At 49.6% G+C, this 14,522-nt stretch carries 9 protein-coding genes; 2 read left to right on the top strand and 7 right to left on the bottom strand.

What is annotated here, in order from left to right; genetic code table 11:
• Positions 1-281 precede the first annotated feature (281 nt).
• Both H4684_RS15775 and H4684_RS15770 read left to right on the top strand, forming a co-directional pair.
• On the top strand, positions 282-2,480 hold the full coding sequence (locus H4684_RS15775) for an AAA family ATPase (protein ID WP_192624493.1): 2,199 nt from the start codon (positions 282-284) through the stop codon (positions 2,478-2,480).
• A gap of 10 nt (positions 2,481-2,490) precedes the next feature.
• Positions 2,491-3,660 (top strand): PcfJ domain-containing protein, encoded by a 1,170-nt coding sequence (locus H4684_RS15770; protein WP_192624492.1) that lies wholly within the window; start codon positions 2,491-2,493, stop codon positions 3,658-3,660.
• Positions 3,661-3,884: 224 nt separating this feature from the next.
• Here the strand turns inward: H4684_RS15770 and H4684_RS15765 are convergent, their stop codons facing one another.
• The 7 genes from H4684_RS15765 to H4684_RS15735 form a co-directional block, all read right to left on the bottom strand.
• The gene (locus H4684_RS15765; RefSeq protein ID WP_192624491.1) at positions 3,885-4,430 is read right to left on the bottom strand and encodes a hypothetical protein; all 546 of its coding nucleotides are present in this window, start codon (positions 4,428-4,430) and stop codon (positions 3,885-3,887) included.
• Positions 4,431-4,484: 54 nt separating this feature from the next.
• On the bottom strand, positions 4,485-6,242 hold the full coding sequence (locus H4684_RS15760; RefSeq protein WP_192624490.1) for a DUF262 domain-containing protein: 1,758 nt from the start codon (positions 6,240-6,242) through the stop codon (positions 4,485-4,487).
• Between the two features lie 82 nt (positions 6,243-6,324).
• Positions 6,325-6,561 carry an MIT C-terminal domain-containing protein gene (locus H4684_RS20690; protein ID WP_225940487.1) on the bottom strand — a complete coding sequence of 79 codons (237 nt, stop codon included), beginning with the start codon at positions 6,559-6,561 and terminating at the stop codon, positions 6,325-6,327.
• Between the two features lie 142 nt (positions 6,562-6,703).
• Entirely contained in the window at positions 6,704-8,677 is a 1,974-nt protein-coding gene (locus H4684_RS15750) for an ATP-binding protein (protein ID WP_192624489.1), read from the bottom strand.
• Positions 8,674-10,518 (bottom strand): HsdM family class I SAM-dependent methyltransferase, encoded by a 1,845-nt coding sequence (locus tag H4684_RS15745; protein ID WP_192624488.1) that lies wholly within the window; start codon positions 10,516-10,518, stop codon positions 8,674-8,676. Before H4684_RS15745 ends, H4684_RS15750 begins: the two co-directional genes overlap by 4 nt.
• A gap of 3 nt (positions 10,519-10,521) precedes the next feature.
• A complete protein-coding gene (locus tag H4684_RS15740) occupies positions 10,522-13,008 on the bottom strand; it encodes an alkaline phosphatase family protein (RefSeq protein ID WP_192624487.1) in 2,487 nt (828 codons plus the stop codon).
• On the bottom strand, positions 13,005-14,519 hold the full coding sequence (locus H4684_RS15735) for a restriction endonuclease subunit S domain-containing protein (protein WP_192624486.1): 1,515 nt from the start codon (positions 14,517-14,519) through the stop codon (positions 13,005-13,007). Before H4684_RS15735 ends, H4684_RS15740 begins: the two co-directional genes overlap by 4 nt.
• Positions 14,520-14,522 lie beyond the last annotated feature (3 nt).

Raw genomic sequence — 14,522 nt, 5'->3', positions numbered from 1 at the left:
CTTTCCGCGCATATGCGAAGTCATGCGTCTTCTCTGGGAGTAAATCTCGCAAATCGGCAAACTTGCAGCATCTTTTTGCGTGCAACACTTTGATATTTCTAATATTTTAGAATGTCTTCCCGGCGGGAAGTGAAAAAACGTGGGATCTTCCCAGCCTCGCGGGACGATCATCGTGTTCTCGATAGCCTGTGATCATGCGGGCTTGGTAATACTGATCTCAAGCGACCTGCTCCGGCAGGCCCAGGATTTCAGACCCAACCGCAGACCATTGGAGAGACGATATGAGAAGACGGCACAGAAAAAGAAGCGCTTCAGGTTCCATCGATTTTACGCCCGAGAGTCGCTATGCGCGGATCAGGACTGCGGGATGGCTCGTGCGTCTTTTTGACAAGCGGATCGTTCTGAATTCTGAACTGTTCGATTGTGCGGCGTGGTGCCTTGGAGGGCTTGATTTCTGCCTGCGGGGCCTCATCGAGGATGCCGAGAAGTATGTTCTTGTATCTAAGAGCGAAGACGATTTGCAGGTTATCAAAGAACTTAAGCGCGTCTCCCTCTACAATCTGACTAACGCATTAGAGGAGTTTTTGCAGGAACATCCTCGCCACCATAAATCCGTCAGAGCCCTGCTTCAGGATGAGTGCAGCCACGTGCACTCCACAAGAATGAAGCGTCCGCGCTCTTTCGCCATGGCTGCCAAGCGGTTGGAGGAGTTGTTCGGGCTTGACCGGGAGAGTGTTGAGCTGTGTGAATTCCTGTTTATAAACCGCGCCTTTAGTCCTGTGGAAAGCTATTTCGAAGACAACCTGCATGCCATGCGGTTTGGCGGCATTGATTTTCTGGCGCACATGCTCGGCATTCCGGGTTCCCGATGTCGGAATATTCTGCGGGAACTGGCCTACCTGGGTATTGCGGAGGTCGATCGACAGTTTGCTGTTCTGGCAGAACCAATCCGGGACCTTTGGACCGAGACCGATTCAAAACGCATGTCCGAGTCTTTTTGCCGTCCGCTGCAAGGGGATGTGCTGCCGCTCGATAATTTCAGCATTCCCGCCGAGCAGGTGGCTCATGTTCAGGCTCTGCTCCGCCAGTCAGGGGATCATCCCGTGCACGTCCTTTTGTACGGCCCTCCAGGCACCGGCAAAACCACCTTCGCCCGAAGTCTGGCTGCGGCTGAAGGTATTCCGGCCTGGTCTGTGAGCCCGCCCCAGGGCGCGGATAACGACCGCCGCGCCCAACTCACCGCCGGAGCACGCATCACCTCCCAGCACGACAAGGCGTTCCTGCTCGTGGATGAGGCGGAGCGCATCCTCGATTGCGACATGTTCTCTCGGGAAAAAAACGTGGATAAGGCCTGGCTCAATACCTTTCTGGAAAAGCCCGGCCAGCGGGTGGTGTGGATCACGAACCACGTGCATCACTTGGAAGGGGCGGTGCGGCGGCGCTTTCATTTCAGTATTCATTTCGAGCCGCTAGGGAGAAAGGAGCGGAGCGCCATGTGGCGGCAGATTCTGGAGCGGCGCGGCGTGCTGAATCGCGTGAATGACGCTGAGCTGGCAGACCTGTCCCGCACCTACGATGTTCCGGCTTCGGTCATGGAAATGTCTGTGACCCAGGCTGCGGCGCTGAGCGGGAGAAAACGGAGCGCCTTTGTCCCGGCGCTCAGGCGCGTGGTGGATTCTTATCAGACGATGCTGCGTGATGGAGGCAAGCAGCGCAAGAAGATCGCGGTTGCGCCGCACTACGACCCAAAAGGAGTCAGCCTGGAAGGCTCCGTTGATACCCTGGTGAACAAACTGACTCGGGTGGATCGCATGTTGCGAAGCGGCGGCGAGCTGAACGCAGGCGCGGCTACGATGCTCTTTTATGGCCCTCCCGGTACCGGCAAGACCGCCCTCGCCCGGTATCTGGCGGAGAGGCTGGACCGGGAGTGCAAGGTTGTTCGCGCCAGCGACCTGCTCGGGCCGTATGTCGGCATGACGGAAGCGAAGATCGCAGAAGCCTTTCGGGATGCGGAGCGCGACGATGCAGTCCTTGTCATCGACGAAGCCGACAGCTTCCTCTTTCCAAGGGAAAAAGCAGCGCATTCCTGGGAGACCACCCAAGTCAACGAGTTCCTGACCGCCCTTGAAGAATGCCGGGGTTTCTGCATCTGCACCAGCAACCGCCGGGAGAACATGGATCAAGCAGCCATGCGTCGGTTCAGTCACAAGATCGCATTCACATACTCCAAGCTGGAGCAGGTGCAGGCACTTTATGACGCACTTCTTGCCCCGCTGGTGTCAGAGCCGATGTCAAAAGAGCTGGAAACGGAACTCCTGGCTATGCGCCGCCTGACTCCGGGGGATTTTCATGCGGTTCGTTCACGAATGCTTTTTGATGGCGGAAAGGGCGTGAAACATCATGTGTTGCTTGAGGGGTTACGCCAAGAGCAGGAATTGAAGCTTGATATCGACCGGCGGGGAATGGGGTTTTTGAAATAGGGGGTGCGCCATGATCATTGATCCCGAGTATTGCGAATTTGATCCAGTCTCGCAGCGACTGACCGTTAGCTTGGGTCTGGCTCCTGAGGGAGGATTCCAGGTCCGGTTGCGTTCCTGGAGCGAGTGTGGGGGAGTGGAAATCAAGGAAGGGGGCCGCTGGACAAGAAACGACGACGCATTCGACTTCCCCATTGTTTCCGCCGATGTCTGCGACCTTGAACCAACGCACCCTGTGCGCGCATACCACGATGCTTTGCCCGCAGACGTGACCAAGGTGCTGCGCCAGTTTAGTTCGCAGCAATGCAGACTTCTACATGTGGTCGGTCAGTTTCCCGAAAGCGCGGAGATGGCTGGCTCCGCGCCAATCCTCTTTTGGCTGGCTTCAAACATGCTCGGCCCGGCTCCGTCCAAGGCCGATGTCAGGAGACTTTATACCCGTCGCCGCGTTTCGATCCTGGAATCGTTTTGCGCGGCTTCAAGCAGATCGCATCTGAAGTTTTTGTCGAAAATTTGTGAGTTCAGTTACTTGCGAAAAGATCTTGAGTTGTTGCGCCGCATTCTTAACGATGGGGAGTTTTTGAAAAAAGTGCGTCATTACCGGCAGATCAACTGGCCCGTGCTGAAGGTGTTTTACACGCAACGGTACGTGATGGATCTTGGATGCGCCAAGGATTGCCTGGCGGCTGACAGCTGCCGGGATGCGTTTCGTTATTTGTACAAGGTCTGTCGTGATATTCGCGATATCCGCATGATGTGCAAAATGCTTGAATGTGAAAATCCAGAGAGCAAGCTTTTCGCCATGAAAAGCGCATTTCAGATCCGAGATCTGCACGATAAAATCGCCAGGGATTTAAGCAAAAAGGAAAAAGAGACCATCATTGCCCACTATGGCGAAAACTTTCCGCCGTCGCCACTTAAAGAGACAAAGGATATCGAGTATATAAGCAACGTTGGTGACTTGCTTGAAGAAGGTCTGGTGATGAGGCATTGCGTTGGAGAATTTGTCTACCAGGCATTGCGAGGGGATGTTTTTATTTATCGCGTCTACGCGCCAGAGAGGGCGACTATGGCGGTGCAGAGGTCTGTTGATGGGGCGTTTCGGATTGAGCAGGTTAAGTTGTGTAGGAATGGGAAGGCTTCTGAAGAGACATGGGAAGTTTTGAGGGATCGGTTACTTTAATTTTTTTAAAATTTGATGCGATATCTATTTTTTGATAAATATTTTATGATATATGGTCTAGTATATTGTAATTCTAGTCAAAAGTCATCTCGTCACTTCGGTTAAGTTTTTTTTTGCGATATCAGTTTTTTATTTTTAAATTATACTGTCTGTGTTGATATTAAATTGAAATATTAATATGTAAAATTTTATTTAAATTTCTTTTTTTTGTAATAAAGATAGTTTTACTTGTATATTATAAAAGTATCTGTAGAGGAAATTTTGTATGGCTTTATTTTGTGTTTTTGAAAATCATCCCAAATTCTGCATTTCTTTATAGAAATTATTTTATTTTCATTGTGCGAGTCGTAAGTAAATAAAGACTTTTCAGTTGTTTTTTTAATTACTGTCCAGTGTGAACAATAATCTCCGTCATTAAATTTAGAATATTCATATCCAATGATTGCGGCAGATTGATTCTCATTTACCTCGTCAGCGAGTATTTTGTGAAAATCAGAAATGGATTTTGCTGAATTGTTCCAAAATGGCCTGTATATTTTAAGATCAAGCTGTAAAATTTTTATTGTATTTGTTAATATGTCATTAAGTTGATTTCTGCTGATCCCTTCAAATAAAATAATTTCAGCATTGCCATATTTTTTACAAAAGAAATTAAATAGTGTGTAAAATATTTCGTCAGTTTTTGTTCTTTTGCTTAATAATGATAATGCATTTCCTATAGAATAAAGTCCGCATGCCCCGTCAAAATGTCCCTGTTTAGCAGGTTTCATATTTTTCTCCGAGTGTCTTGCATATAAAATCATTTTGATATTATGTTAACGTGACTATTTTAATATATTCCAAAGTTTTTCTTTGAGTAAATTTTTTCTTGCATTGGCAAAAATAGCAAAATCTTTGAGTTCCAGACTTGTGTCTGCTGGGATTAGATAGTGATTTTGTAGTGTGTATTTGTCTCGTGTCTTTGTTTCTAATTCAAACCAAGTTGACAATGATTTGTCTTGCTTTGACATGTTTTCATTTGAGTCCAGTAGTTGAAGATTTATAATGCTGTTGTTCCATTCTTTTGATAAAAAAATACATTTATCGTCAGGTGATAAATTCAGTATTTTCGCATTATTTTGAGTAAAAGAAGATGCTGAGTGTAGATGATCTTTATGAAAGTCATTATTTCTGTAGTCAAGATTAGGGTATAGAAGGGCTAATATTGAAAATGCATAACGATCATCCTTTTGTGTTTTGATGATTTCTTCAATAAATTCATCGCCTATGCTGATGTCTCGTTTTACTTGTGAATTAATTTCGTTGGCAGGAAAGTGTGAAATTTGTGAGTATATTTTTGTGACCCCGTTGATGTCATTGGTAAACGCTTTTCTGATTTGGGCTAATGTTCCGTCAGATTGACCGCCAAAAATTCTTTTTATAGTCATGACATGTAGCCATTTTTTTATAATTTCTCGATCTTCTTTGAAATTAGTGCTGGTGCAAAAATTGTATGATATGTTTTTGTGGTATATATAGTAGATTATAGGTATCGTTGCATTTTTTGATGTTAGAGTGAAATCTGTGTATCCAAATCCTTTGATTAAATCAAATGCTGCTGATATTGCATCTCTTATTTTATCCCAATAATTTTCAAAATTATGAGCATTGTTGCTAGAAAAATTAGTTACTTTAAATCTGATATCTTTGCTGAATAAATAAAGATATGTTTTAAATATTAAGTCTTTTGAAATTGAAAATCCTTTTTCTTGTATTCTATCTACTAGATTGTGTATCTCTTTTCTAGCGTCTTTTGTATTCCAATTTGCTATTGCTATTGACATGATTAGGTCGGAAAAATTCAGTGGTAATCCACCGCTGTTTATTCTTATAAAAATATTAAGTGCTTTGTGAAGGTCTTGGTCTTTTTCCAAAAAAAAGTTTATGATGCGATCAGAAAATATAACTTCTTGAAGACGCGCCAGAATGTCTGCTGCTGTGTCGCTAATATTGTTTTCACGTACGTATCTATTGAAAGATGAAATGTTTTGAAGGTCAAGTATCTTTCCTACGCGAAACCATGTTTCATTATAGATGTCGATTTTGTTAGTATCACTTTCTTTTAAGAAAGAGAACTCGTAGACTCGTCCATCTTCTTCAGCTTGGTCGTCGAGTTTTTTTGTAATATTTAAATATAAGTGCCTTGTAGGAATGCTCCATTCGTCATTGTTCCAGTGCTTATGCTTTTCTCTGTACGCATAGCTCCCTTTTAGTCCGATATATAGTGACGTAAGCCTTTGTTGCCCATCCAAAACAGCAATAAAATTTCCCGTACCAGTTGTATCAATGTCAATATTGTGTGTGTTAAATCGTTCACGAAAAGATTTTAAAAAGTGATAAAATTTGTATTCAGATACAGATTTTCCTTCAACATTCCAAAAAAGAAAAGAGCTCACTGGGTAGCTACGCATCAGGGAGTCAAAAAGCCATTCAATTTTGTATGAAGGCCATACGAATTCTCTTTGAATGGCGGGTAGTACATATTTAGCAGTAGATATATTTTCTATGGCTTCAGATATTGTGATTGGTGTTTGGAATGACATAGTTTTCCTTAAATTTAGATGCAGTAATTGACAGTGTGTTAATTTGTGTGAAGCAATCTATCATTAATAAAGTTATTACTTGTTAGTTTAGCCGATAAATATCGACCTTCGTCTCCAAACACTTTCTCAAACTCAAATCAGTGGCACCAAGCTCATACCACCCCCCGGGCTTTTGGTAGAAATCTAGGCCCCGACCAATTTTAATTACCCATCCGTTAGACTTCTTGGCTGCTTGTTCAGCAATTACAAGGGCATTAATGAGTTTTTCTTCCCGGAATTCATTTCCGTTACAAAGAGCTTGATTCTCACTATATGGCATGAACGCGCCTCCTATTGACCCACAGCCGTTTTGGCGCTGCCCGCCATGCTGGTTGATGCAAGACAGCACTGGTAGCTATACCCGAGCAAAGATGCTGCCGCTGAATATTGTGATCTGTCTTGCATGTCAGCCTCCATTTTTTCTACAGCTTGAAGCTCTTCGAGAGAACTTTGCCTTCGATAGAAAATTTCAGTTCGCCATCTTCCTCAATGAAAGCCACAGATTTGCCAGCGTATCTCCGGTAAAGCTGGAACGTTCGTCCCTTGTAGTTAACGCTGCCATCATCCTGCACAAGTACGCTATCGCCCAGTGGCTGTGCAGAAGCAGGACTCGTCACCATCCGTGTATCGTTTAACGACGGGCCTTGGTTCGCGCTCTTCTTTTCAGAGAGCAACGTCATCAGGGCGCTGGGTTCTTGGCCGTTGCTACCCTTGGGTAGGGGAGCCGCTTCGGCATACTCGGTAAGCTGCCTTTGGGCTTCCTGAAGGCGGCGATTGAATCCATCCGGGTCACGCAGGATGGATATCCAAAGTCGTGCTTTCTCGGAAGTGATGTCGTGATCGAGAATCTTTTCGAGCAGGTTGCAGGCTTGCCCGATAGCGTCCTTGGCATCATTCCAAAGCGATTGGATTTCTTCCTGACCGTCGGACTTGATGGTCTCCTCGAAATCCTCGAAGGCAATGTCTGTGTTCAGTGAGCCTTCATAGGGGGTCAACCCCTTGGCTTTATAGCGGCGAAGTTGCTCTGGGCTCAGCGTGCAATGATAGGTCAGGAGCCAGCGTTCCTTAATGAAATGGACGTCGCCTTCCTTGTTCAGGAGCATGAACTCGCCGGTCTTGGGGCGAGCTATTTTCTTGGCAAGATCGGAAGGTGAAAATTCCGCGTCGGTCAAACCCTCACGAACCTTGTCCCGATCTCTTTTTGTCTGCAGTTTGCCAACGATCCAGGTGGCGCAGTTCGAAAGGCCTTTATAGTCAATGTCCCCGGGGTTTTGCGTCGCGAGGATGCAACCGACACCAAAGGCACGTCCTTGCTTGACCAGAATATTCAATGCGGGTTTGCAGGTGGATGTATAGGGGTAGGTGGGATAGAAAGCGGTCTTTCCACCGCCACCGCCGATCTCATCCAGGAAGAACAACAGGCGCGGTCTGTTTCCACCGGGAGCGCTACCTAGCTTACGCATCCAGGCGTTGATTGCAAAGGCAACTTGGGCAACAACGAAGCTCTGATCCTCAAAGTCGGTGATGTGAGCTAGGCTGATAACGCTGATTTGGGTCTTGCCGTCGACACGGTTGGCTCCCACCAGCTTCTCGATGCTCATCTCTTCGCCCCGAACCCAGTTGGCGGCCGCGCCGACGAGCTGTCCGTTTACCGCCTGTGCAAGCTTTTGACGCCGGTTCTCGGGAATATGGTCATCGATTCCCAGCACACCAATGGTGGCAAAGGGCGGTTCCAGAATCATGGAGACCAATTCCCCAAGACCTGCCTCGCCAGTCAGATCAACGCCCGTGCGCCAGGCGTGCTCGATGAGAGCGGTAACAAAATCCGTTTCCCGGTCCCGCTGTCCCGAGGGAATCACCCGGCGCACCAGCGCTTCCGCCATGCTGGTCACCATGACCGAAGCCGTATCCGGGTCCTCGTCAAATAGCTTATTGATGTCCGGCGGCGGGGAAGAAATGAGCGGAATGGATACCCGGCGGCCGAGTTCGCTGCGGGGGGTGAAAATTTCAACGGCTACCTGGTTGGAAAACTCCCGCACGTTGGTTTCGGCAAGCCCCCAATCCCATAACCGTTTCCGGAAGGTGTTGGCTTCAGCCAAGGCGGCGCGACCAAGCGTAGATTTGTCTTCAACCTCGACCCATGGCGCAACGGCCGGGGCTGCCAGTTCTCCGAAAGCAAGCGCCAAGGAAGACAAGTCGCCCTTGAGATCCACGATAATCGAGGGGACCCCTTTGAGGGCTGCTTCCTCAATGATGGCTTTGCCCATTACCGTTTTACCGGAGCCTGAGCCCCCACAAATAAAGGTGTGAGTGATCAGGTCACTCAGCTTATGGCGGTACAGCTCTCCCGGCATCCCATTGGGATCGAGATGTTTTCCGATATAAAGCTCGCTCACGCGTTATCCTCCTCCGGGAGTTCAAGCGTTCCTGTTTGCCATTCACGGAATTTTTCAAGGATGAACGGGAGGTCGTTTTCCTTGAGCGGGTCGCCATTGGCCCGGCGGCCGACGTAATCAGCCCGTGCCATGAAGATATCGCCCTGAACATCTCCCGGACGCTTCTTCTGCAGATACACCACATTGGTCGGAATGGAGGTTCCGGTTGATGCAAAGGTTTCGCTTGGCAGAGAAATCACAGTTTTGATGATGGCATGCTCACGCATATGATCCCGAACGGGTTTCGCGGTGGCGTTAGACAACACACCGTCGGGAAGAACAATGAGCAGCTTGCCGCCCGGCTTCAACACCCGAAGATAGTGCTCAATGAAGAGGACCTCGCTGTCCTGACTGTTTTTCGGTCGCTTCTCCGGTGGACGGCCCTTGGACTTGAAGACCTTGACCTCATGCCCGAATTGATAATCCAGCAGAATACCCTCGGTCTTGACGGACTTGCCGAATGGCGGATTGGTCAGCACGAGGTCGATGCTGTCTGGTCCTATGCGGCGCTTCTTCTTGCCGTCGCCGAAGTCGACCTCGTATTCAATTGACGGTTTCAAGCCACCGTATTCCTCGTTGTAGAGGTAGTTCTGGTGAAGCCACTGAGCGTTCTGCGCGTTGACGGCGTGAACGATCATGTTCAGTTTTCCAAGGCGAGCCGCCTTCTCTTCAATCTCGCACGCGAAGAAGGTTTCCTGGCCGAGGCGCTTTAGGAGCTGATCTTTCTTGCGTGGCTCCACGCCGCCCCCGAGTGCGTGCTTGTACACGTCCTCGTAAGTAGCGATCAGAAAACCACCTGACCCTGCACAGGCATCCAGAAAGCGTTCCCCCTTTCCGATGTCCAAGGCTGGGCCGTCTGGATTGTCGCGAGCAAGATCCAGCATGAAAGCGACGATTTCTCGTGGCGTAAAGAATTGACCGAGGTCTTTACCCTTGAAGGTATCGGACAGCATGATTTCGAAGGCACGGCCAAGCACATCGCCCTGGGTGTCTTTCAGGTTGATCCCTTCAAGACGTGCAATGACCCGCTCAACGGTTGCCGCCTTGCTGAGTACTCGCTCGTTCTCGTCAGTAAAGACTTCGGGGTGGTGTCCCTTCAGGTCATCGAACAGGTTATTGATGAAGTTCTGGGCGGCCTTGTCGCCCATGTGTTTGTTTTGCTCGCAATACGATTTCAGCTTGGCAGTGGTAAAACTACCGCTGGGTTTTGCGTCTTCATTGAGTTTTATAAACAGGAGGCGCGTGAACTCGTCGAAGATCCAGTCATTGCGCTTGTTCTCGATGTCCCAAATGTCCTGCCAGCAGCCTTTCATGAGCTGCACGAAGCGGGAGAGGCTGTTTTCCGTATGGAGTGTTTTCTGCGCCCACTGCTGCAGACTTTTTATGATCTCAGGAGTGTATTCTCGAACGGTATCTTCTGCTTCACGAATATCGGGCCAAGCTGACATTTCATCATGAATCTCGTTTCCTTTTTCTATGTAGAAAAGGCGGAGGTGCCCGGCAACCTCTATCACGCAATATGCTGCAGGGGTACAGTCGACTTGTTCATTTTTTTGACCTAATGGCATGAGAATGCTGAGAGCTTTGTACCGGTTGGCCTCGGATTCACTCAGCGTTGCTGAGCCTTCATGCTTGAAGGCGGCATAGCAATTGCCGACGCTGGTTGACACCAGAAACGCTGCTTTCTCGTCCAGCCCTTGAACCGTTGTGGCAACGCCAGAACCATCACCATCATTGATCTGGTGGGCTTTGAATTTCAGGTCAGAGATTAAAAATTCTTTAAATTGATCAAGAGTTGCCATCTGTTATTTCGCTCCTCGTGTTATGTACACCGCAACCGGGATGACTGTTTCTTCCGGGGTCAATCCACCATGGTCGTTGCCCTGAACCTTGTAGGGGTTGCCTGCCGATGTCTGCTTGGCTCCAGGCCAGCCATAGCTGTCGTGCCCCAAGGGCAGCTCAACGGCATTTAGGCTTGCTGGAAGGCCGTAGTCGGCAACCGGCTCGATCCGTTTTACATCCGTAGGGCCAACGGTGGTGCGGTTGGAGGCCTTGTATTCCAGGCAGCGGTTATGGATGAAGACATCCCGTCCGGGTCCGCTGTCCGATTTCAAATCGTCAATGACGTATTGAGTGTTGTACCAGGTGAAGCCGTGGTCGGCCGTGATGACAACGGCCGTCTTGTCCTGGGCGGCGATCCTTCGCAGGTGGGGCAGCGCCACCTCCTTCACATAGGCCAGCATGATCTCCTGGAGACTCGACATGCCCTTCTGCAGAAGTCGATCCTGGAGGTTGAACACCACCGCCTTGAGGCGTCCGGGGGCATCCACCAGGTCGCGCATTTTCCTGTTGAGGGTGTCGGCGTTGGCGTCCTTCTCGTTGTAGCAGAGGTAGTTCTTGTCCCGATCCCACCAGGAGGAAGACGAAAGCCCCAGGTTGTCCAGGCAACGCTCGAGCAGATGGGGTTCACTTTTCCAATTCGGCCAGCTCCGGAACTCCGCCGGAGGCGCTCCGGCAAAAATGGCCTGTCGGCAATATTCGGTAATGCTGGGTAGATAAGTGCAGGCGCGGAACTCAGGCCCCAGCGACTGGTAAGGGCGAAACAGCTCACGCCCCGGCATCATCAGGAAGCGGTCACGCAGCAAAGTCCAGTTGGCCACGCTCATCCCGTCAAAGACCAGCAGATAAACCTGCTTGATCTCGGAATCCTGCAGCAGTGGTTTGACCGCAGATTCCATGACATCGCTATTCAGCCAAGGTCTGCAGGTGCCTGCTGCGAACTTGCGTTCGTTCAACCACTTCGGCAGTCCACGGCTCGGCTGCACATAGAAATCCGCCCAGGCGATGCGAATAGAGTCGCATGCCTTTTTCGCCCGCTGGGTGATACGAAAGACATTGACCTTTTCCGGCAACTGGCTAGACCGCCGTTCCGCCTCCAGCGCCATCGTGGAGAGCGGTAGATACACCGAATCCACCAGCGTCATCCAAGCCTTCCAATCCAGGCTGGCGAGATTCTTAACCGCCGCCTCGGCCTTGTCCGTAAGTCGGTGAATCGTGACCATCGCTTCCAGCAGCGATACGTGGTCCTCGTACTGCTCGCGAGCCTGATGTCGGCGCAGGGCTTCCAGGAGTTCTTCCCATTCCGGGGCATCCGGTGTTTCCAACGCATCGGTCAGCTTGCAGGGAGCCTTTTCAAGCGGAAGCGTGTCGGCCCGCTCGCCGTTGACAACCACATCGAGCAACGCGTGCAGGGTGACTGCCAGACCCTGGGCAAGGATGCCACCATCGGCTTCCAGCACCTGGATAAGCTGATTCAGCAGGCGCTCCGAGCCTTTGCCGCCCACACCCTTGACCACTGTCGCAAGGGACTCGGTGAGGGCACTGGGGTGCTTCGGAAAGACTTCGTGCTGCAGGTAGTGCAGCGCCTGTTTGCAGGGCGTATCGTCTTTGAGGGTGATGCGGCGGCCCCAGTCGGCAAGACCATGCAGGCTTTGCCCGTCCTTGAGCACGTCAACAAACAGGTCGCCCAGTTCGCTGCCATCGAGGAAGGTACGCATCCGTTCCGGCGTAAGCATCTTCCAGCCGTCCAGAATGGAGGCGAGCAGGCAGATCGGCAGCACCGGCGGTGGATCACTTTCCAACACGGCGGCCTCGACCAAGGCGAAACGAGGCCCATCGAGCCAGGTGTGAACCACGTCCAGGAATTCCCGCTCCAGCGCCCGGCGTTCATCCGCATCGACCGAGCCCAGCACCTCGCGTACCCGTGCCAGCGCATTCTCGTACCAGAGCTTGTCGAGAATGCGATCCGGCTCCCAGCCTGCAGACAACACGCTGGGATCGTTCAGCAGCGAGGCGAGCACCACGCGTTCCAGACTGTAAGCGCCGAGCTGTGGCAGGTACGGGGCCAGGTTCCAGAATGCGGGGATGGGAAGCCGGTCAAGCAAGGCCCGGGGATTCTGCACGCCAAGCGCCTTGGCTATGTCGCAACCCGTTACCGTGCGGGGCGACACGCTGGAGCGGGCCTGCAAGTCCGGCAGATGATCCGGCTGAAGCTGTTGACGCGAGATGATGATACGAGCGGGTGGATTCGGTTGCCGACGCTCGGGTTCGGTATGACGACGCAATCCAAACTCATTGGCGCAGACATGCACGGGAATGGCTTGGCCATCGACCAGCAGTTCGGTGGGCGCTTCGGCAAAATAGCCGCGCACGTCATTGACCAGCAGATAGGGCAACCTCTGCTTTTCACGGCCGCGCCACATGCCAGCCAGAGCTTGTTCCATGGCGGTCATTGCAGCGCCTCCTCAATCTTCCCCATGGCGTTTCCTATGCCCATAGCCCTAGCAGAAATAGCCGAAAACTTGTCATCATCGAGCAAATCGAAGATGTTTGATTTCGCTTCAGATAGTAGTTGCTCGATCTGTTCGGATATCTGTTCCAACTGAATGGTTAGCTGCCTCCCTTCATTTAAAACCCTGTTTATCTCAATCAAGGTTGTTTCGCGAGCATCTGAATTCGTAACCGGGACGGCTAGTTGCATAAAATCAGTGTCGCTGATCGTTGGCATTGCGGGACTTGTTAGTAATGCCCTGATTTGCCGAAGAACGAAGGGAGCTTTTAGCAATGAGCAGACATAATGAATATCAACCCCGTCTCTCGGACGTAGCACCAAAAATCCAGTCGTCGCGATCCAGCCTTCCTGCTCACGCGTAACAGGAAATACCACCATATTTTCTGTGCCAGTAGATGCACCTGCAATCCCAACCAGGATGTCGCCAGCATGAATTAAACGTCTGGCGCGTGAGGGCAATTCCTCCGCTAACATTTTCTGTGGTTCGATGATTCTCGCCGTAATTCCATCAATGTCGCCAATCGCGAGATAGCGGACTTCTTCGCCTAAATGATCGTCAGGATTGAACCGTTCCTCTGACTCATCAACCAAATCGGACAGATGGCCCGTGTCTGAACTTGCTCGTATCTGGTCGACAAGCTTTGTGTAGTCAGGATGATTCGCTGTCACGTCGAGGCGATCTGCATCGAGATGATTTCGCAGAAAAACGATATTGTTTCTCTTTGACACAAAACTCTTAACACTTATCTCGGAAGCAAAAATAGAATCGATATTTTGGCTTGTTCTTTCTGATAGGGAATGAAGAGCATTATTTCTAAAAGTGAAGAATCTTAGCTTGCATTGCTCAACGGATTTGTAACGACTTACTATCTTTTCTTGATCGTTCTTTTGCAGCTCAGGGAGGACAAAAGATTTAATATGCCCAATTGATATGTTGTACTGGTTAGCAGTCCCACAACTACGCTTATTTATTTCATTGCGCCCGTGCTTTGATGACAAATACAGCACCAAAAATGCTGGATATATCTTTCCTTCATCTACCCTTAGTCTAATCAAATATGAGGCGTATGATGCTTCTATTTTCCCTTCATACAGCGCACATTTTCCAACTAACTCTTTGCTGTTAGTTCGATTAATTACTATGTCATTTGGCTGTAACATATTTTCCCCTATCACTTGCCGATCAACATAAACTAAATCGTCGAGTTTGAGGCGAGCATCGAAAATATTATTCATCCTCAGAACAGCAACATCATCTTCCTGAATAGAATCATGGCACTTTTCTGAAGTACCGTAACTTACATCCTCCAGGTATTTTTCTAACCTTTTAAGCATGAGGTTGGGTGGAAAAGTATTCCGATATTCCGGGTTGCTATAGTCAAAATCTAGACGAGAGTCCTCAACCGCTGGTTTCGTAAGAAAAACACTTGGTACATTTGAAATTACAAACATTTT

The sequence above is a fragment of the Desulfomicrobium macestii genome, from assembly GCF_014873765.1.
In the GTDB taxonomy this organism is placed as follows: Bacteria; Desulfobacterota; Desulfovibrionia; order Desulfovibrionales; family Desulfomicrobiaceae; genus Desulfomicrobium; species Desulfomicrobium macestii.
Note: the sequence above shows the minus strand (reverse complement) of the source record. Positions and strands in the feature narration are given on the sequence as shown.